Source organism: Enterococcus sp. DIV0724b (assembly GCF_050531475.1).
Lineage (GTDB): Bacteria > Bacillota > Bacilli > Lactobacillales > Enterococcaceae > Enterococcus_L > Enterococcus_L haemoperoxidus.
The window spans coordinates 2068086-2087736 of sequence record NZ_CP172890.1; the positions used below are offsets into that span (position 1 = coordinate 2068086).

The 19651-nt window shown below is 39.4% G+C and carries 10 protein-coding genes, 14 tRNA genes and 3 rRNA genes; 3 read left to right on the forward strand and 24 right to left on the reverse strand.

The window, feature by feature from the left end:
* Positions 1 to 73 precede the first annotated feature (73 nt).
* Positions 74 to 2734: a sigma 54-interacting transcriptional regulator gene (locus IGJ02_RS09515; protein WP_010760240.1), complete on the forward strand. Its 2661-nt coding sequence runs from the start codon at positions 74 to 76 to the stop codon at positions 2732 to 2734.
* Positions 2735 to 2778: 44 nt separating this feature from the next.
* On the opposite strand, the gene IGJ02_RS09520 is transcribed toward IGJ02_RS09515, so the two are convergent.
* Complete coding sequence (locus IGJ02_RS09520) at positions 2779 to 3984, reverse strand: MFS transporter (RefSeq protein ID WP_430601831.1); 1206 nt, start codon at positions 3982 to 3984, stop codon at positions 2779 to 2781.
* A 125-nt stretch (positions 3985 to 4109) separates the two neighbouring features.
* On the opposite strand from IGJ02_RS09520, the gene IGJ02_RS09525 reads away from it, so the two are divergent.
* Positions 4110 to 4655 carry a PadR family transcriptional regulator gene (locus tag IGJ02_RS09525; protein ID WP_430601832.1) on the forward strand — a complete coding sequence of 182 codons (546 nt, stop codon included), beginning with the start codon at positions 4110 to 4112 and terminating at the stop codon, positions 4653 to 4655.
* 80 nt (positions 4656 to 4735) lie between these two features.
* On the opposite strand, the gene IGJ02_RS09530 is transcribed toward IGJ02_RS09525, so the two are convergent.
* The 23 genes from IGJ02_RS09530 to IGJ02_RS09640 form a co-directional block, all read right to left on the reverse strand.
* Positions 4736 to 6955, reverse strand: coding sequence for a BspA family leucine-rich repeat surface protein (locus tag IGJ02_RS09530; RefSeq protein WP_430601833.1), 2220 nt, complete (start codon positions 6953 to 6955; stop codon positions 4736 to 4738).
* A 70-nt stretch (positions 6956 to 7025) separates the two neighbouring features.
* A tRNA-Leu gene (locus IGJ02_RS09535) sits at positions 7026 to 7109 on the reverse strand.
* Positions 7110 to 7125: 16 nt separating this feature from the next.
* Positions 7126 to 7196 (reverse strand) — tRNA-Cys (locus IGJ02_RS09540).
* Between the two features lie 34 nt (positions 7197 to 7230).
* Positions 7231 to 7302 (reverse strand) — tRNA-Gln (locus IGJ02_RS09545).
* Positions 7303 to 7318: 16 nt separating this feature from the next.
* Positions 7319 to 7391, reverse strand: a tRNA-His gene (locus IGJ02_RS09550).
* A gap of 32 nt (positions 7392 to 7423) precedes the next feature.
* Positions 7424 to 7496, reverse strand: a tRNA-His gene (locus IGJ02_RS09555).
* 13 nt (positions 7497 to 7509) lie between these two features.
* A tRNA-Trp gene (locus IGJ02_RS09560) sits at positions 7510 to 7580 on the reverse strand.
* 9 nt (positions 7581 to 7589) lie between these two features.
* Positions 7590 to 7670, reverse strand: a tRNA-Tyr gene (locus IGJ02_RS09565).
* 3 nt (positions 7671 to 7673) lie between these two features.
* Positions 7674 to 7746: transfer RNA gene (locus IGJ02_RS09570), tRNA-Phe, on the reverse strand.
* A gap of 13 nt (positions 7747 to 7759) precedes the next feature.
* Positions 7760 to 7833 (reverse strand) — tRNA-Asp (locus IGJ02_RS09575).
* Between the two features lie 9 nt (positions 7834 to 7842).
* Positions 7843 to 7915 (reverse strand) — tRNA-Val (locus tag IGJ02_RS09580).
* Between the two features lie 12 nt (positions 7916 to 7927).
* A tRNA-Glu gene (locus IGJ02_RS09585) sits at positions 7928 to 7999 on the reverse strand.
* Between the two features lie 14 nt (positions 8000 to 8013).
* Positions 8014 to 8102: transfer RNA gene (locus IGJ02_RS09590), tRNA-Ser, on the reverse strand.
* A gap of 47 nt (positions 8103 to 8149) precedes the next feature.
* Positions 8150 to 8223, reverse strand: a tRNA-Asn gene (locus IGJ02_RS09595).
* Positions 8224 to 8230: 7 nt separating this feature from the next.
* Positions 8231 to 8346 (reverse strand): 5S ribosomal RNA (rrf, locus tag IGJ02_RS09600).
* 98 nt (positions 8347 to 8444) lie between these two features.
* Positions 8445 to 11356 (reverse strand): 23S ribosomal RNA (locus IGJ02_RS09605).
* A 187-nt stretch (positions 11357 to 11543) separates the two neighbouring features.
* A tRNA-Ala gene (locus IGJ02_RS09610) sits at positions 11544 to 11616 on the reverse strand.
* An 82-nt stretch (positions 11617 to 11698) separates the two neighbouring features.
* Positions 11699 to 13259: ribosomal RNA gene (locus tag IGJ02_RS09615) — 16S ribosomal RNA — on the reverse strand.
* Together the 16S, 23S and 5S rRNA genes with 14 tRNA genes alongside form the textbook arrangement of a ribosomal RNA operon.
* Positions 13260 to 13886: 627 nt before the next feature.
* Positions 13887 to 15389, reverse strand: coding sequence for a HAMP domain-containing sensor histidine kinase (locus IGJ02_RS09620; RefSeq protein WP_430604097.1), 1503 nt, complete (start codon positions 15387 to 15389; stop codon positions 13887 to 13889).
* Positions 15390 to 15400: 11 nt separating this feature from the next.
* On the reverse strand, positions 15401 to 16087 hold the full coding sequence (locus IGJ02_RS09625; protein WP_010763438.1) for a response regulator transcription factor: 687 nt from the start codon (positions 16085 to 16087) through the stop codon (positions 15401 to 15403).
* A gap of 148 nt (positions 16088 to 16235) precedes the next feature.
* Complete coding sequence (gene gndA, locus IGJ02_RS09630) at positions 16236 to 17657, reverse strand: NADP-dependent phosphogluconate dehydrogenase (protein ID WP_010763437.1); 1422 nt, start codon at positions 17655 to 17657, stop codon at positions 16236 to 16238.
* Between the two features lie 245 nt (positions 17658 to 17902).
* Positions 17903 to 18082 carry a 50S ribosomal protein L32 gene (gene rpmF, locus IGJ02_RS09635; RefSeq protein WP_010763436.1) on the reverse strand — a complete coding sequence of 60 codons (180 nt, stop codon included), beginning with the start codon at positions 18080 to 18082 and terminating at the stop codon, positions 17903 to 17905.
* A gap of 56 nt (positions 18083 to 18138) precedes the next feature.
* Positions 18139 to 18708: a YceD family protein gene (locus tag IGJ02_RS09640; protein WP_010763435.1), complete on the reverse strand. Its 570-nt coding sequence runs from the start codon at positions 18706 to 18708 to the stop codon at positions 18139 to 18141.
* 158 nt (positions 18709 to 18866) lie between these two features.
* Between IGJ02_RS09640 and IGJ02_RS09645 the strand changes: the two genes are divergently transcribed.
* A complete protein-coding gene (locus tag IGJ02_RS09645; RefSeq protein ID WP_010763434.1) occupies positions 18867 to 19646 on the forward strand; it encodes an ABC transporter ATP-binding protein in 780 nt (259 codons plus the stop codon).
* The last annotated feature ends 5 nt before the right edge of the window (positions 19647 to 19651 follow it).

Here is a 19651-nt window from a genome sequence, read left to right on the forward strand (position 1 = left end):
TGACTTTGACTATTTCCTTTCACAACCTTATACTTATACATAGAACACACTATCTATCAAAGGTCGGGGAAAAATGAAAAGAATCGATAAAGTAGCAGAATTACTGGAACACTACTCTGAAAAACAACCTGTCACCGCAACTGATATTGCGGAACAATTGAATATTACACGAGCTAATGTCAGTAGTGACTTAAATCAATTGGTTAAATTAGGTAAAGCAAATAAAAGTGGTACCAAACCTGTTTATTTCTTTTCAACAACTACAAAAGAAATAGGTGAAAAGAATATCTTAGAAGATTTCATCAAAAAGAGCCCTAGTCTTTTTCACTGTGGTGAACAGGCTAAAGCAGCTGTTTTATACCCACCAAACGGGATGCACATTTTATTAACTGGTGATACTGGCGTTGGAAAAAGTATGTTTGCTGAATTAATATATACGTATGCAAGATCACAACATAAATTGAAAGCGGATTCTCATTTTATTACGTTCAACTGTGCAGACTATGCGAATAATCCACAATTATTGGTAGGCTCTATTTTTGGTGTTCTAAAAGGTGCTTATACTGGAGCAGATAATGATCGCGTAGGATTATTAGAAAAAGCCAATGGTGGAATTCTTTTCCTTGATGAAATCCACCGTCTCCCACCAGAAGGACAAGAAATGTTATTCACCTTCATTGATCGAGGTATATACCGCAGACTTGGTGAAACAAACAGTGAACGTCAAGCTCAAGTTTTACTTGTTTGTGCAACTACAGAAGATACAACGTCTTCTTTGTTACAAACATTTATTCGAAGAATTCCCATGAGGATCGAAATACCTAGTTTAGTTGACCGTGGGTTAGAAGAACGACTAAGCCTGATCGCAACATTTTTCCAAGCTGAAACTAAAAAATTAAGAACACCTATCGAAGTCTCCACAAATACGATTCGAGCCTTGTTAGGGTATCATTGTCCTAATAACGTAGGTCAACTTAAAGCAGATATCCAACTACTCTGCGCAAAAGCATATTCACAATTTATTGTGCGCCAAGAAAAAACGATCAAAATCAGTAGTTATGAACTCCCCCATTATATCCGCGAAGGTCTTTATAATACTGAAGATCGTAAAAAAATCTGGCTACTTTTACCGAATATGAATGCTCGGTTCTTCCATTTCAACGAGGAAGAAACCACACTTTTTTTGCCTAAAGAGACAAAAGGGAATGATATTTATCAAATCATCGAGCAAAAAATGAATGATATGGAACGTATTGGTCTAGATATTTCCCAAACATCCGAAATCATTGATACAACTATAACCAATTATTATCGGTCATATAATAATGATTCGGCCGTTGATTTAACCAATTTGGAACAGATCGTTGGGTCAGAAATCGTCGCAACTACCAATAAAGTATGCGAAAAAGCCTCCCGTTTACTAACTGTTTATTTATCAGATAATGTCCGCTATGGACTGGCACTACATTTATATAATACAATTCAACGTGTAAAAAGAGGCCAAACTATCCGCAATCCGCGAATTACTGAGATAAAACAAAACCATCCTCGTCTTTTTGAAACAGCTCAACATTGCCTTTCGGTTATTGAATCTGATTTTAGTATCCAACTTCCTGAAGATGAGGCTGGCTTTATCGCACTATTTTTTACATCTGACGAAAACAAAAATAAAAAAAGAGCCAAAGTTGAAGTCATAGTCGTAGCTCATGGTGAGTCAACTGCTACAAGCATGGCAACTGTTGTTAATAAACTCCTTGGTGAACAAATAGTCGTCGGATTTGATATGAATCTTGAAGAGAAACCGCTCGTTACTTTGACAAATATCCAAAATTATCTCGCCACAAAGGAACAGTTAAAAAGCGTCCTTCTACTTGTGGATATGGGCTCTTTAATAAATTTTAGTGATGAATTGGCAAAGAATTTAAATATCGAAATTCGCTGTATTGAACTAGTCAGTACACTCCATGTGTTGGAAGCAAGTCGAAAGGCTGCTCTTGGTTATGAGTTGAATGAGGTATTTGAATCCACAAAGAATATTAGAGGACTATCTAGTTATAAAAAAGATTCTGAAGAACCAAAATTATTAAAATTGTATATTCTCACTTTATGTACGACAGGTGAAGGCTCTGCTCAACTGATTAAAACAATGTTACGAAGTCGCTTAAATTTAAGAGGAGGAGTTTGTGAAATTGTATCCCTACAAATAACCGACGAGAAGCTGCTAGATAAAATGATAAAGAATTTAACTAACTCTGGAAAAATTATCTGTACGATCGGTACTTTTCGATTAGCTCTCCCTTCTCCTCATTTTTCAATCACCGAGGCATTAGATGAAACAAAAACAGAAAAAATTCAGTTACTTATTGATTACGAAATTGCTTTTGAAGGAATGAGAACCAATATTGCAAATATGTTGGACTATAAAGACGGTGAAAATCTGATCACTTCAGTTCGAGAATGGGTGGAAACAGTTGCCGTAGAAATCAATCCTGATATCTCATATGAAATAAAAGTAGGATTGGCTTGCCATATCGTTTGCATGATCGATCGCTTAAAACAAGGAAAAAATGTTAGTAGTTTCCCACAAACAAACGTATTTCAGGAAAAATATGAAACTGAAATTATCAGTGTTCAAAAAAATAGTCAGCTTTTAGAAGCCTATTATTCCATTACAATACCTAAGGACGAAATCTTTTATATCACGGCTTTTTTCATGAATGAATCTTTCCTTTAAAAAAAGCACCTTCGAAAAAATTCGAAGGTACTTTTTTTGTTGATTTAAGCTTGTTCATATTCTTCCTCTGTTGCAAAATACTGATTATGAACAATCACAAAAACCAAACCAATCAAAACCATAAACGCTGCAAAGTAAAATGTTACACTAGAATTCCAAATCTCCGCTAATTTTCCAGCTACAAACGGAGCGATCGCTCCACCGAAAAAACGAATAAAACTATAAGAAGATGATGCCACACTTCTTTCAATATCAGGTATTTCCATCGCAATTGTTGTCAAAAGAGTATTGATCAATCCTTGGAATAATCCTGCCATAATCACACCTACAGCAACTAAATTAGGTGATTGAGCGTTAAAACCAATAAAACTCAAACAAGTTAAGAAAAAGAATAACGCAAGTATAATCGTCCGATACGTATTTATTCTTTTCTCTAAAATAGGTGCAATAAATACAGAAGCAACAGCTAATAATGCACCCCAGCCAAAAAAGACAAAGCCGACTTGCATTTCTGAAAAGCCTTCAAGCAAAAATGGTGCATACGCTAATAATGTAAAAAAGCCAAAATTATACAAAAGTGCAATGACGCCAATTGAACGTAATTTATGATTGCTTAAAGCCTTGATTCCAGCAAAAAGAGATGCTTTTTTCTTTGGTTTAGCAATTGGTGTTAATAAAAAGGCAATTGCTAATGTTGCTACAAACATTAATGTGGCTACTCCAAAAAATGGCATACGCCAAGACATGCTACCTAACACACCACCAAGCAAAGGTCCGATTGCCATACCCAGTCCCATAGAAGCTTCATACATAATGATTGCTTTCTCTGTTTGCCCCGCTAACACGCCCACAATAGCAGATAAAGCTGTTGAGATAAATAAAGCATTCCCTAGCCCCCAACCTGCACGTAGATAGATCAATCCTTCGATTGTTTCAGAAAAACCTGCTAAACATGAAAACCCAATAATAATAATAAGTCCAAAGATCAATGTTTTTTTTGCACCGATTCGACTTGAAATAAACCCTGTAAATAACATCATGACTCCTGTTACCAACATATAACTTGTAAATAATAATGTCGTTTGAGCAGGAGTTGCATTTAATTGGTGTGCGATCGTTTTTAAAATAGGATCCACCAAACCGATTCCCATAAATGCGATCATACAAGTAAATGCTACTGCATATGCCGATCGAAGACCTACCTTATTCAACATTTCCTCTTGTTCCACTAAAATACCTGTTTCTTCCATTTGATTCCCTTCTTTCTATAAAAAGATACTACAAAAAAAGAAACATGTCAATATTTACATGTATATTAATACATATATTTTTTATGGTATAATAAAGAAAATAAGGAAAAGGAGAGTAGCTTCAAATGAATACTCTTAGTTACATTTTACTTTGTATGTTAGTTAGAAAACCTTGTACTGGTTATGAATTAAAACAATATCTGACTCTTTTTTGGGAAGCACATCATAGTCAAATTTACACTTCCTTAGCAAAACTTTTAAAAGAAGGTTACGTATCAGTAGAAAATGATGATACACATTCTCAAAAAAAGATCTATCACTTAACAACTAAGGGAGAAGAAATCGTTAATATTTGGATTCAAGAAGAAACCAAAGAACCCTCTCAAAAAGACGAATTTCTAGCCAAAATGTATGTTGCTTCCATCTTAGACAAAGATACAGTCAAAGGTCTACTTTTTGAAAGAAAACAACACCAATTAAAAATCTTAAAACAAAACCAAGAAAAACAAAAACAAATCGAAATGTTGAATAATCCGGAAGAACAGAAAAAAAACTTTGGACGTTTTCTCGTTATCCAAAGAAGAATACGCATCTGTGAAGAAGAACTGCTTTGGTGTCAGTGGGCTGAAGAACAAGTTGAACAATTATTCACAACGGAATTAGATAGCTGATGCTATTTACGCATTGCTTACAAATAAAAAAGAAGGAAAAGGCACTTAGTGTCTTTCCTCCCTTTTTAACTTATTATTGGCTATAAAAATCTTTTTCGTAAATTTAACAAAATTACTGATAACGTAGAAGTAACTAAACCAAGTATAACAAGAAACCCCTGAAGTTGTTCCCCTGTTTTAGGAAGTATTTGGTCCTTATTTTTTGAAGGAATACGTTGTTGTTTTTTACTATTATCAGTTTTATCTGTAAAGTTGTCGTTACCACTGTTAATTTCTTTCTTGTTCTTATCACTATGTTCTTCAACAAGAACAACTACAGTCGAAGATATTTTATCGTAAGCATATGTTATTTCATATCTGCCTGCTTTTGAAGTATCCACGGTTCCAATCACGGTTAGCTCTTTGAAATTTACTTGAGCTCCATCTTTGTCTGTTGCATTTTTAAAGTTATCTTCTGCTTTCCATGGATCACCGACTTTAATAGACGAATCATGCACCTTGATACTTGCTTGACTCTCTTTTACAGTAACATTAATTTTTTTCAATGATGCCCCATTTATATACGTCACTAAATAAGTTCCAGGAATTTCTGTATTTACCGTATCAACTGTCATGCTAGGATTAAATTCTATACTATTTCCATCTCTATCAGTAGCAGAGAGAAAGTTATCTTCTGCTTTCCATGGATCATTAGTATAAACAACAGAATCTTTAGCGTCGATCTTTTCTAAATTTTCTTTTACTGTCACTGTGATTGTTTTTGACACAGTATTATTTGTATAAGTAACTTTATATATACCTGGAATCGCTGTATCAACAACATCTGTGGTCATATTTGGATCAAAAGAAAGAATAGTCCCCTCTTCGTCAGCCGCTGAAACAAAATTATCTTGCGGATCCCATGAGTCCCCCTCATAGATTGTAGAATCTTTAACTTCTAAGGTTGGTCGTTTTTCTGCCCAATAATAATTTCCTTTCATTGTTAGACCATCATATGTTTCTGCCAATTCTTTTGAAGTATAAACAGCTCCTTCATAATCTCTTTGCCACTTTCCATAATAAGGTAAAGAATTACTTGGAGATGGTAAAACTACTCCATCTTTAAATTGAAAGTTTTCACCAAGGTTAATGTGTTTAAGCTCATTCATCCTTGCAAACATATCATACATATAAACCACTTGATTCATATCAAAATTAGATATATCAAGACTATTCAGTTTACTACCGCTAAACATATTGTTAATATTCGTTATACTAGTTGTATTAAAATTTGATAAATCCAAGCTGCTTATATCAGTTCCAGTAAACATATCACCCATATCTTTGACAAGACTTGTATTAAAATTTGATACATCTAGATTATTTATCTTAGTCCAACTAAACATAGCAGCCATACTTTTCACTTGGCTTGTGTCAAAATTTGATAAATCTAAACTATCTAAATTAAGATTGCTAAACATACCACTCATATCAGTTGCACTACTTGTATCAAAATGAGTCATGTCTAAGTTCTTTGTACCACTGCCAGTAAACATACCGCTCATATCTTCTACAAGACCTGTATTAAAATTCGATACATCTAAATTAACTATATTTTTCGTATCATAGAACATACTTCTCATATAAACTACTTGGCTTGTATTAAAACTTGAAACATCTAAGTTTACTAAACTACTCATATAAGAAAACATAAACGCCATATCTATTACTTGGCTCGTATCAAAATTTGATAAATCTAAAGTTTTTAGACTACTTGCATTAGAAAACATATCCCTCATTAACGTAACAGCACTTGTATCAAACTGACTAATATTCTCGATGTCGATAACTTGATTCAAATTTGAAAACAAATGAGAAGAATTGCTGCTAGCTTTTACAGGTCCATCAAAAACTATTTTTTTAATTTGATTTTTATAGGGTAACCACGGTGAACTGTTCTTAGTATTAATGAATTCACCACTAGCTATATGTAAAGCTCCAGTATTATCAATTTGCCATTTACTAGTTCCAAACATACCCGAAGCTACAATCGACTTTAAACTTTTTTCATAGTTTTCTTGCTTAGTTTCATTGGGAACTTCAAGTCTATTTTCTGAATTATCTGTTATGTACTCATTCTGTTCCATGATTTCTTCCTCATCTACACTATCTACACTGGAACTTTTTGACTTATCTTCTAAAATATTTCCTTCTACAGACTCATCTAATTTATGGTAATTCATCTCTTCTGCACTTGCAAAAATTGGACAAATATAGCCTATTAGTAAAATAGTTAAAAAACAAATACTTATTTTTTTCATAATAACCTCTTCTATTAATTTACTAAAAAAAAAGATATACCAACGTCTGAGAACGTTAATATATCAATTATACCGGCGGCCGGGGTCGAACCGGCACGCCCTCGCGGGCACTGGATTTTGAGTCCAGCGCGTCTGCCAATTCCGCCACGCCGGCATGAAATAAAATTGCAAGGCGGTAACCGGATTTGAACCGGTGATGAAGGTTTTGCAGACCTCTGCCTTACCACTTGGCTATACCGCCATATCATAATTTAAAGATTCTCTAAAAGAGAAAACTGGGGTAGCTGGATTCGAACCAACGCATGACAGGATCAAAACCTGTTGCCTTACCGCTTGGCTATACCCCAATAATTTAAAGCTAAGGGCGACTGATGGGAATCGAACCCACGCGTGGCGGAACCACAATCCGCTGTGTTAACCACTTCACCACAATCGCCATGAAAAGCATATAATAATATTAAAGCTAAGGGCGACTGATGGGAATCGAACCCACGCATGGCGGAACCACAATCCGCTGTGTTAACCACTTCACCACAATCGCCATAAAATATTAACAGGGATAGTAGGAATCGAACCCACAATGACGGTTTTGGAGACCGTAGTTATACCGTTTAACTATATCCCTACTATGTAATGGAGGAAAGTGGATTCGAACCACTGAACCCTAAGGAACGGATTTACAGTCCGTCGCGTTTAGCCACTTCGCTATTCCTCCAAATGGCGCAAGACAGAATCGAACTGCCGACACACGGAGCTTCAATCCGTTGCTCTACCAACTGAGCTACTGCGCCAAAAACTATAAAACGGTCTGGACGGGACTCGAACCCGCGACCTCCTGCGTGACAGGCAGGCATTCTAACCAGCTGAACTACCAAACCGTAATTTAATGGAGGTTGACGGGATCGAACCGCCGACCCCCTGCTTGTAAGGCAGGTGCTCTCCCAGCTGAGCTAAACCTCCAAAAAATATAAATGACCCGTACGGGAATCGAACCCGTGATACCGCCGTGAAAGGGCGGTGTCTTAACCGCTTGACCAACGGGCCAATAAAACTTAATACGGAGAGTAAGGGATTCGAACCCTTGAGACAGCGTTAACCGTCTACATGATTTCCAATCATGCTCCTTCGGCCACTCGGACAACTCTCCAAAGTTAAAAGAAGCAAAACATTACTCATAAGTCCTATATTAAGGAACTCCGGCAGTAGGACTCGAACCTACGACATCATGATTAACAGTCATGCGCTACTACCAACTGAGCTATGCCGGAATAATTAGCGTGGCGACGTCCTACTCTCACAAAGGGAAACCCTTCACTACAATCGGCGCTAAGAAGCTTAACTTCTGTGTTCGGCATGGGAACAGGTGTATCCTTCTCGCTATCGCCACCACACTGGGTGTTGTTGCTATTCAATTGAGTGATTATTCACTCAAAACTGGATTGAAGTAATGTAATCAAACAGTCCGAAAAAACTTTTTTATTTCGTTTCTTTGGTTAAGTCCTCGACCGATTAGTATTGGTCCGCTCCGTACATCACTGCACTTCCACTTCCAACCTATCTACCTGATCATCTCTCAGGGGTCTTACTTTCTTAAAGAAATGGGAAATCTCATCTTGAGGTGGGCTTCACACTTAGATGCTTTCAGCGTTTATCCCTTCCCTACATAGCTACCCAGCAATGCCCTTGGCAGAACAACTGGTACACCAGCGGTAAGTCCATCCCGGTCCTCTCGTACTAAGGACAGCTCCTCTCAAATTTCCAACGCCCGCGACGGATAGGGACCGAACTGTCTCACGACGTTCTGAACCCAGCTCGCGTGCCGCTTTAATGGGCGAACAGCCCAACCCTTGGGACCGACTACAGCCCCAGGATGCGACGAGCCGACATCGAGGTGCCAAACCTCCCCGTCGATGTGGACTCTTGGGGGAGATAAGCCTGTTATCCCCAGGGTAGCTTTTATCCGTTGAGCGATGGCCCTTCCATGCGGAACCACCGGATCACTAAGCCCGACTTTCGTCCCTGCTCGACTTGTAAGTCTCGCAGTCAAGCTCCCTTCTGCCTTTACACTCTGCGAATGATTTCCAACCATTCTGAGGGAACCTTTGGGCGCCTCCGTTACTCTTTAGGAGGCGACCGCCCCAGTCAAACTGCCCACCTGACACTGTCTCCCACCACGATAAGTGGTGCGGGTTAGAGGGTTCATAACACAAGGGTAGTATCCCACCAGCGCCTCCACCGAAACTAGCGTTCCGGGTTCATCGGCTCCTACCTATCCTGTACATGTGGTACAAACACTCAATATCAAGCTACAGTAAAGCTCCATGGGGTCTTTCCGTCCTGTCGCGGGTAACCTGCATCTTCACAGGTACTAAAATTTCACCGAGTCTCTCGTTGAGACAGTGCCCAAATCGTTACGCCTTTCGTGCGGGTCGGAACTTACCCGACAAGGAATTTCGCTACCTTAGGACCGTTATAGTTACGGCCGCCGTTTACTGGGGCTTCAATTCTGAGCTTCGCCGAAGCTAACCCATCCTCTTAACCTTCCAGCACCGGGCAGGCGTCAGCCCCTATACTTCATCTTTCGATTTTGCAGAGACCTGTGTTTTTGATAAACAGTCGCTTGGGCCTATTCACTGCGGCTGACCGAAGTCAGCACCCCTTCTCCCGAAGTTACGGGGTCATTTTGCCGAGTTCCTTAACGAGAGTTCGCTCGCTCACCTTAGGATACTCTCCTCGACTACCTGTGTCGGTTTACGGTACGGGCAGTTGTTTTCTCACTAGAAGCTTTTCTTGACAGTGTGACATCAGGAACTTCGGTACTATTATTTCCCTCCCCATCACAGCTTGTCCGTATAGAGTAAAGCATTTGACTCTACTCAAGACTTACTGCTTGGACATGCACTTCCAGTCGCATGCATTCCTTAGCCTCCTGCGTCCCTCCATTGCTCAAACAAAAACAACTGGTACAGGAATATCAACCTGTTGTCCATCGCCTACGCCTATCGGCCTCGGCTTAGGTCCCGACTAACCCTGGGCGGACGAGCCTTCCCCAGGAAACCTTAGTCATACGGTGGACGGGATTCTCACCCGTCTTTCGCTACTCATACCGGCATTCTCACTTCTAAGCGCTCCAGCCGTCCTCACGATCGACCTTCAACGCCCTTAGAACGCTCTCCTACCATTACACCAGAGGTGTAATCCACAGCTTCGGTAATATGTTTAGCCCCGGTACATTTTCGGCGCAGGGTCACTCGACTAGTGAGCTATTACGCACTCTTTAAATGGTGGCTGCTTCTGAGCCAACATCCTAGTTGTCTGTGCAACCCCACATCCTTTTCCACTTAACATATATTTTGGGACCTTAGCTGGTGGTCTGGGCTGTTTCCCTTTCGACTACGGATCTTATCACTCGCAGTCTGACTCCCGGATATAAATGAATGGCATTCGGAGTTTATCTGAATTCGGTAACCCGAGATGGGCCCCTAGTCCAAACAGTGCTCTACCTCCATCATTCTTAATTCCGAGGCTAGCCCTAAAGCTATTTCGGAGAGAACCAGCTATCTCCAAGTTCGTTTGGAATTTCTCCGCTACCCACAGCTCATCCCCGCACTTTTCAACGTACGTGGGTTCGGTCCTCCAGTGCGTTTTACCACACCTTCAACCTGGCCATGGGTAGATCACATGGTTTCGGGTCTACGACTACATACTCATTCGCCCTATTCAGACTCGCTTTCGCTACGGCTCCGGCTCTTCACCTTAACCTCGCATGCAATCGTAACTCGCCGGTTCATTCTACAAAAGGCACGCCATTACCCATTAACGGGCTTTGACTTGTTGTAGGCACACGGTTTCAGGATCTATTTCACTCCCCTTCCGGGGTGCTTTTCACCTTTCCCTCACGGTACTGGTTCACTATCGGTCATTAGGGAGTATTTAGCCTTGCGGGATGGTCCCCGCGGATTCCGACGGAATTTCTCGTGTTCCGCCGTACTCAGGATCCTCCTAGGTGTTGCCAACATTTCGTCTACGGGGCTATTACCCACTTTGGCGAACCTTTCCAGGTTCTTCGACTATCTTGACAGACTACCACAACGGAGTCCTACAACCCCAACAAGCAAGCTTGTTGGTTTGGGCTCTTCCCGTTTCGCTCGCCGCTACTCAGGGAATCGAATTTTCTTTCTCTTCCTGCAGGTACTTAGATGTTTCAGTTCTCTGCGTCTACCTCTAACCAGCTATGTATTCACTGGAAAGTAACATCCTATAAAAGATGCTGGGTTTCCCCATTCGGAAATCTCTGGATCATAGCTCACTTACAGCTCCCCAAAGCATATCGGTGTTAGTCCCGTCCTTCATCGGCTCCTAATGCCAAGGCATCCACCGTGCGCCCTTATTCACTTAACCTTACGATCTTACGATCGGTTTTGTTTGGTTCGTTTCTCTAGCGATAGAGGCGTGACCAATAAAATAAGCTTCGAACTATTTTAATTAAAAAACTCATTCAACGCGGTGTTCTCGGTTTGTTTTGATTACTTTTTTACTTCAATATCCAGTTTTCAATGAACAATATTAGTAACCCATTGGTTACTAATGGAGCCTAGCGGGATCGAACCGCTGACCTCCTGCGTGCAAAGCAGGCGCTCTCCCAGCTGAGCTAAGGCCCCATGGTACTATTAATTTGAGAGTAAACCTCTCAAAACTGAACAAAGTGTCGACGAATGTGTAAGTTTCCGTAATATTCCTTAGAAAGGAGGTGATCCAGCCGCACCTTCCGATACGGCTACCTTGTTACGACTTCACCCCAATCATCTATCCCACCTTAGGCGGCTGGCTCCACAAGGGTTACCTCACCGACTTCGGGTGTTACAAACTTTCGTGGTGTGACGGGCGGTGTGTACAAGGCCCGGGAACGTATTCACCGCGGCGTGCTGATCCGCGATTACTAGCGATTCCGGCTTCATGTAGGCGAGTTGCAGCCTACAATCCGAACTGAGAGAAGCTTTAAGAGATTTGCATGACCTCGCGGCCTAGCGACTCGTTGTACTTCCCATTGTAGCACGTGTGTAGCCCAGGTCATAAGGGGCATGATGATTTGACGTCATCCCCACCTTCCTCCGGTTTGTCACCGGCAGTCTCGCTAGAGTGCCCAACTGAATGATGGCAACTAACAATAAGGGTTGCGCTCGTTGCGGGACTTAACCCAACATCTCACGACACGAGCTGACGACAACCATGCACCACCTGTCACTTTGTCCCCGAAGGGAAAGCTCTATCTCTAGAGTGGTCAAAGGATGTCAAGACCTGGTAAGGTTCTTCGCGTTGCTTCGAATTAAACCACATGCTCCACCGCTTGTGCGGGCCCCCGTCAATTCCTTTGAGTTTCAACCTTGCGGTCGTACTCCCCAGGCGGAGTGCTTAATGCGTTAGCTGCAGCACTGAAGGGCGGAAACCCTCCAACACTTAGCACTCATCGTTTACGGCGTGGACTACCAGGGTATCTAATCCTGTTTGCTCCCCACGCTTTCGAGCCTCAGCGTCAGTTACAGACCAGAGAGTCGCCTTCGCCACTGGTGTTCCTCCATATATCTACGCATTTCACCGCTACACATGGAATTCCACTCTCCTCTTCTGCACTCAAGTCTCCCAGTTTCCAATGACCCTCCCCGGTTGAGCCGGGGGCTTTCACATCAGACTTAAGAAACCGCCTGCGCTCGCTTTACGCCCAATAAATCCGGACAACGCTTGCCACCTACGTATTACCGCGGCTGCTGGCACGTAGTTAGCCGTGGCTTTCTGGTTAGATACCGTCAAGGTAAGAGCAGTTACTCTCTTACTTGTTCTTCTCTAACAACAGAGTTTTACGATCCGAAAACCTTCTTCACTCACGCGGCGTTGCTCGGTCAGACTTTCGTCCATTGCCGAAGATTCCCTACTGCTGCCTCCCGTAGGAGTCTGGGCCGTGTCTCAGTCCCAGTGTGGCCGATCACCCTCTCAGGTCGGCTATGCATCATGGCCTTGGTGAGCCGTTACCTCACCAACCAGCTAATGCACCGCGGGTCCATCCATCAGTGACACCCGAAAGCGTCTTTCAAATCAACACCATGCGGTGTCGACTATTATGCGGTATTAGCACCTGTTTCCAAGTGTTATCCCCCTCTGATGGGTAGGTTACCCACGTGTTACTCACCCGTCCGCCACTCCTCTTTTCAATTGAGTGCAAGCACTCGGTAGAAAAGAAGCGTTCGACTTGCATGTATTAGGCACGCCGCCAGCGTTCGTCCTGAGCCAGGATCAAACTCTCATAATAAAAGTTGAACACAATCCGAAGATTGTTAAGCTCATTTGTTTGCTAGCATATTGCTTCGCTTTGTTAAAAATTGTTGTTTGTTTTTACCGTTGTAAAAACAACCTACACATTTGGTTCGTCTTACTTTGTTCAGTTTTCAAAGGTCTACTGTGTTACCTCGCAGCAACTTTTATATCATATCAAATTTTCGATTCGATGTCAACACTTTTTTCAATAAAGTTTCAAAGTTTTTTTCTGCTTGATGTTATCGAATATTTCGTGACAACTTCATTAGTTTATCAGGTTGTTTGTTATTTGTCAACAACTTTTTTCCTGATTTTTCAATATGTTTGAGTCGCTTTTATTTCAGCGACTTTGTTATTCTATCATGATTATCTTACATTAGTCAAGAAGAAAAAATAATTTTTTTCTCTTGTAAATAAGTAACTAGCAATCACAAGAACATGTATAAATATAACAAGACTTATTGCAAAATGCAACTAGAAAATAGTTATTTTAGATTCTTTTTTTTCTTAGCGAACAAATCAGAAGAACTTCTTTTAAGTATTCGCTTTTTCCGTCGGATTAAACAACAGAAAAGATTAATCATTCGGTAAAATGATAAAAAAAAGAGCAGGGTATTTCTCCCTACTCTACTATTTCACTTTTATTTACTATTGGAATATAAATTCTAAATATTGTTCCTTGATGAACAACACTTTCCGCATCGATTCTGCCTTTGTAATTTTCTACTAATTGTTTGGCAATCGATAAACCTAATCCATTCCCCCCCTTATTACGGGCGCGCGCTTTATCCACTCGATAAAAACGATTAAATATCTTGTCTAAATCATCTTCTGGTATTCCTTCGCCAAAGTCTTGAATGGCTATCTCAAATTCGCTTAATGTTTTCGAAATGGAAATGTGAACTTCTTTGCGAGTCGTTGAATATTTGACAGCATTGTCTAGAATAATAATCAAAAGTTGTTCAAAATGATTACGGTAAATCCCTAGCGTCACTTCATGTAAGAGATCATCATCTAAAGTAATAACAAAATCTGGATATAAAATTTTAAAGTTATTAAACACTTGATAAACAACTTGTTTCGCATTAGAGGTATGATTTGAATACTGGACATCGACTTGCTCTGCTCGAGACAAATCTAGCATTTCTTGAACTAGACTCTTCATACGGACAATCTCTTGTAAGCTAGCTTCTAAAGATTCATCCAATACTTCTGGATCCTCTTTCCCCCATCGATTCAACAAATTCAAATGCCCTTCAATAATCGCTACTGGCGTCCGTAATTCATGGGAAACATCTTCTACAAACTGTTCCTGTTGCTCAATATAGCGTCTCATACGATCTAACATCTCATTAAAGATTTCCGCAAGGTCGGCAAGCTCATCATTCGAATGGATATCTGGCATATGAATATCCGACTGGGGATCTTTCCTAATCGTATCCATTGTATCCCTTAAAACTTTCAAGGGTTTTAAAAAGTATGATGATAAGATAAATCCTAATATGCTACTTAAAATCAATGAGATTATCTCCAAAACAATCAATGTTAACAATAGACGGTTTCTAATATCGTAAAAAGAAGATAACTCATAAAACGCTTGTATGTATCCGACTTGTTCTCTATTATCTTTTGAATAAACTGGCTGAATAATCAAAAAACCTGTCTTGTCATCTAATGTTTTGATTTCAGCTGCTTGCTTCTCTTTTTTCATTAACTTACTTTGTATTTTCTGAGTCTCAAATATTAATGTTCCATTTGTGTCGTAAATAGATAGAAATAATGGCGGTTGACCTAATTCAGAAATCATACTATCCATTTCCATCAATGATCCTTCTACGGAAATTTTTTTACTATCTAAATCATCTTCTTCAACACTAGGTGTCTTCAATTTTTCATAGACATCAGAAACAGTCAAGTTTCCTTTTGCGTTCGCTAAACGGTTACCAACCTCTGCAACTGTTCTTTCTACATTTTCGCGTTCCTTTTCAACGATAAGATTGACGGAAGATTTATACGTAATCACTGCGAAAATAGTGAATACAACAAATATGAAGAAAGAACTTGCAGAAGCCCACTTGATTGTCAAAGAAGGCCCCTTCAGTTCTTTTTTTGCCGCTTTTTTCATTTTTATTGATTTCACGAGCGCATCACATAGCCTGTTCCACGAACAGTTTGAATGTAGCTTTCCTCGCCAGGAACATCAATTTTATTACGTAGATAACGGATATAAACATCAACAACATTTGTTTCGACTTCTGTCTCATAACCCCAAACTTTATTTAATAGTACATCACGGGCCAATACAACATTTACATTTTCCATTAAAGTCAATAATAATTCGTATTCACGTTTCGTTAATTCGATCATTTCAGAATTACGGCGAACAACACGATTTTCTTTTTCAATCGTTAAATCACGATAGGTAATCGTTGTTTGTTTTGCAACGTTTTTGTCACCTTCGATATCAATTCGGCGAAGTAATGCACGTAAGCGCGCTAGCAATTCTTCTATAGCAAATGGTTTTACAATGTAGTCATCCGCTCCATGATCTAAACCAGATACACGATCGATCACTGAATCTCTCGCTGTCATCATGATAATTGGTGTATTTTTCACTTGGCGTACACGTCGACAAACTTCAAGCCCGTTCAATTCAGGCAACATCAAATCTAAAAGGATAGCATCCCAATCATTATTTAAAGCCGCTTCTAAACCAGTACGTCCATTGTAGTGAACCTCCGCAGTGTAACCCTCATGTTTAAGCTCCAATTCTACAAAACGCGCTAAGTTCTTTTCATCTTCAATAATAAGAATATTACTCATTGGTTATTTGTCCTTTCTCTTTAAAAGCTATCTTAAAGCCTACCCATTATACCCACTTTTACCCCAAAAAGCTAGTAACAACCTATTTCACTCATTCAGCAAGGAGAAAACCATGAGAAATCATTGAATCCCATGGCTTTCCAACTTATTATTGTTCGTTATACCAACTATAGTGGTAAGTACCTTCTTTATCAACTCGTTGATACGTATGAGCACCAAAGTAATCTCTTTGCGCTTGAATCAGATTTGCTGGTAAGCGTTCTGAGCGATATGAGTCATAATAAGCAATAGCTGAAGCAAATGTTGGAACTGGAACTCCTGCCTGAACAGCGATCGATACAACATCACGAACAGATTGTTGATATTTTTTTGTAATATCAATAAAGTACTCATCCAATAGTAAGTTTTCAATTGTTGGATTTTTATCATATGCATCTGTAATTTTTTGTAAGAACTGCGCACGGATGATACAACCTGCACGCCAGATTTTAGCGATCTCACCAAATGGTAAGTCCCACTCATAATCTTCTGAAGCAACACGTAATTGAGCAAATCCTTGTGCGTAACTCATGATTTTACTGAAGTAAAGAGCTTCGCGAATTTTTTCAATCAATTCTTTTTTATCCCCTTGATAAGCAGGTGCTTCAGGTTTAGCTAGGACTTTACTTGCCTTCACACGTTCATCTTTATAAGCAGAAATAAAACGAGCAAAAACAGATTCAGTAATCAACGGTAGCGGAACACCTAAGTCCAAAGCGCTTTGGCTTGTCCATTTGCCTGTTCCTTTATTACCAGCAGCATCCATGATTACATCAACAATTGGTTTTCCTGTTCCTTCATCATCTTTACGAGTTAAAATATCTGCTGTGATTTCTACAAGATAACTATCTAATTCTCCTTGATTCCATTCTTTGAAAATATCTGCCATCTCATCTACAGATACATCAAGGATATTTTTCATTAAATCATATGACTCAGCAATCAATTGCATATCGCCATATTCGATTCCGTTATGGACCATTTTAACATAATGACCTGCTCCGTTTGGACCAATATAGGTCACACATGGTTCACCATCTTCTGCTTTAGCTGAAATCTTTTCTAAAATTGGAGCAACTAATTCATAAGCTTCTTTTTGACCACCTGGCATGATTGAAGGACCTTTTAATGCACCTTCTTCCCCACCTGAAACACCAGTACCGATAAAGTTGATTCCTGAGTTTGCTAACTCTTCATTTCTACGGATCGTATCTTTGAAGAATGTATTCCCACCGTCAATCAAAATATCTCCTTTATCTAAATGAGGCAATAATTCTTGAATTGTCGCATCTGTAGCAAAACCCGCTTGAACCATCAACATGATACGACGTGGTTTTTCAATAGAGTCTACAAACTCTTCAATTGTGTAAGTCGCTTTAAAATTCTTATCTGGATGTTCTTCAACCACATCCGTTGTTTTTGAACCTGTACGATTGAATAGAGCAACTGAATATCCTCTACTTTCGATGTTTAAGGCCAAATTTTTTCCCATTACGGCCATTCCGACTACGCCAAATTGTTGTTTTGTCATCTTGTATCCTCCCACTGTCTTTGAAAAGAAATTCATTAGAATTTTCTTATAATCTACATTATTATAACGTAGAATGCTTGATATGAAAACAAAATAGTTCGATTAATTTGATTTATTCTTGTTTATTTTTTAGAATTTGGACAATACAAGAGAATTGTCGCTCAAATTCGTTACTTTTAACCAAAATAAATCCCCTAGGCTCCATGGTTAGCCTAGGGGATTTTAACATTTTCAAAAAAATGTTTTTATGCTTCTTTAGAGATTACGTCTTTTCCATCGTAATGACCACATGCTGGACATACGTGATGGCTTTTTCTCATTTCACCACAGTTTGAACATGCATTCAAACCTTTGATAGTTAATTTGTAATGAGTACGGCGTTTGCCCTTTTTAGCTTTTGAAGTTCTTCTAGCTGGTACTGCCATTGGTGTTCCACCTCCTTGTAAAGATGTGTGCATAAAATGCACGATATATTCCAATCCTACTGCTTATCGTCCTCATCAGATGTTTCACTGAATAATTCGGATAATTTAGCAAGACGAGGATCCATTGTTTGTTGTGCTTCTTCTTGTCTTTTCTGTACATAATCTTCTTCTGACAGAACTTCCCAGTCATTGCCTTTTGGCATATCTTGACTTACTTGCTCTTCTTCTGATAATACTTGAATTGGAATAGACAAAAGAATGTTATCTTCGACTGATTCATCTAAATCAATCGTTGGTTTTTCCAACAAAATGATTTCTTCATCCGCCAAACGTTCATCTCTTTGCTGATACTGTTCAGGAGTCATAAATACCTCATCAACATTAATGGCAAGTGTAAGAGGAACAGGTGTTAAAGAACGTGAAGATGGAACTGTTACAATAACATCGATTTTATAGTGCAGCAAGTACTCTTCTTTTCCTACAGCTAATATCCCGGTTGCTTTGACAGGACTAACATCTAAGATCAGATTATCTCGTTTCATCAAGGACGCCTTTAAATCAAGTGTCTCTGAAAATTCACACGGTTTGTCTTTGTATTTGTTTAGTTCTAGTAAAGACCATTTCATATTCATCACCTCATAACGCAACAAAAGCAATTATACAAGGGTTTGAAAGCTTTGTCAATGAAATTTTCTTGACAGTATTTTCTTCTTTCAATTTTTTTCAATTACAACTATTCTATTCTTAATTCTTAGTGGTAAAATAAAGCAAAGGAGGAGTTAGTATGAAAGCTTTTGAATTTAAAAACGTCTCATTTATTCGGGATAAAAAGACATTGTTAAATAACGTAAGTTGGTCGGCTGAAACGGGTGAAAATTGGGCTATCCTTGGATTGAACGGTGCTGGCAAAACATTGCTCTTACAATTGATCTGCGGATATTTATGGCCAACAAAAGGACACTTAGTAGTTTTGGATCAAGTGTTTGGTCAGGCCTCAATACCCGATCTGCAGAGGCGAATAGGGTGGGTTAGTACGGCATTGCAGTATCGGATGAAAAATTGGGAAACAGCTGAAAAAATTGTTTTATCTGGCAAATTTGCTAGTATTGGTATTTATCAGCACTATACTGTTGACGAGCTAGAGCAAGCAAAAGCTATTTTACGAAATGCTGGTGGTGAATCGCTTATCGGAAAAAAATATGAAGTTTTATCTCAGGGAGAACGTCAATTGGTTTTGATTTCTAGAGCCTTAATGACCAACCCTGAATTACTGATTCTAGATGAACCTTGTAACGGCTTAGATTTATTCGCTAGAGAAAAGCTCTTATCACAAATCAAGCAAATTGCTGAACAAGAAAGTCATCCTACACTCCTTTATGTTACCCATCATACTGAGGAAATTCTACCGTGTTTTAATCATTTGATGTTGTTGAAAGACGGCGAAATTTTTGCCAAAGGGACACGATCAGAACTATTTAATGAAGAAAAATTCGCAGATTTTTACGCTGAACCGATCCAAATTATTCCATTAAAAGATGAACGTTTTGCCGTTTATCCTAACTAATAGAA

Coding starts and splice junctions, on each gene's coding strand:
- IGJ02_RS09515 (WP_010760240.1), top strand. CDS start 74: ATGAAAAGAATCGATAAAGTAGCAGAATTACTGGAACACTACTCTGAA.
- IGJ02_RS09530 (WP_430601833.1), bottom strand. CDS start 6,955: ATGAAAAAAATAAGTATTTGTTTTTTAACTATTTTACTAATAGGCTAT.
- rpmF (WP_010763436.1), bottom strand. CDS start 18,082: ATGGCAGTACCAGCTAGAAGAACTTCAAAAGCTAAAAAGGGCAAACGC.
- gndA (WP_010763437.1), bottom strand. CDS start 17,657: ATGACAAAACAACAATTTGGCGTAGTCGGAATGGCCGTAATGGGAAAA.
- IGJ02_RS09645 (WP_010763434.1), top strand. CDS start 18,867: ATGAAAGCTTTTGAATTTAAAAACGTCTCATTTATTCGGGATAAAAAG.
- IGJ02_RS09640 (WP_010763435.1), bottom strand. CDS start 18,708: ATGAAATGGTCTTTACTAGAACTAAACAAATACAAAGACAAACCGTGT.
- IGJ02_RS09520 (WP_430601831.1), bottom strand. CDS start 3,984: ATGGAAGAAACAGGTATTTTAGTGGAACAAGAGGAAATGTTGAATAAG.
- IGJ02_RS09525 (WP_430601832.1), top strand. CDS start 4,110: ATGAATACTCTTAGTTACATTTTACTTTGTATGTTAGTTAGAAAACCT.
- IGJ02_RS09620 (WP_430604097.1), bottom strand. CDS start 15,389: ATGAAAAAAGCGGCAAAAAAAGAACTGAAGGGGCCTTCTTTGACAATC.
- IGJ02_RS09625 (WP_010763438.1), bottom strand. CDS start 16,087: ATGAGTAATATTCTTATTATTGAAGATGAAAAGAACTTAGCGCGTTTT.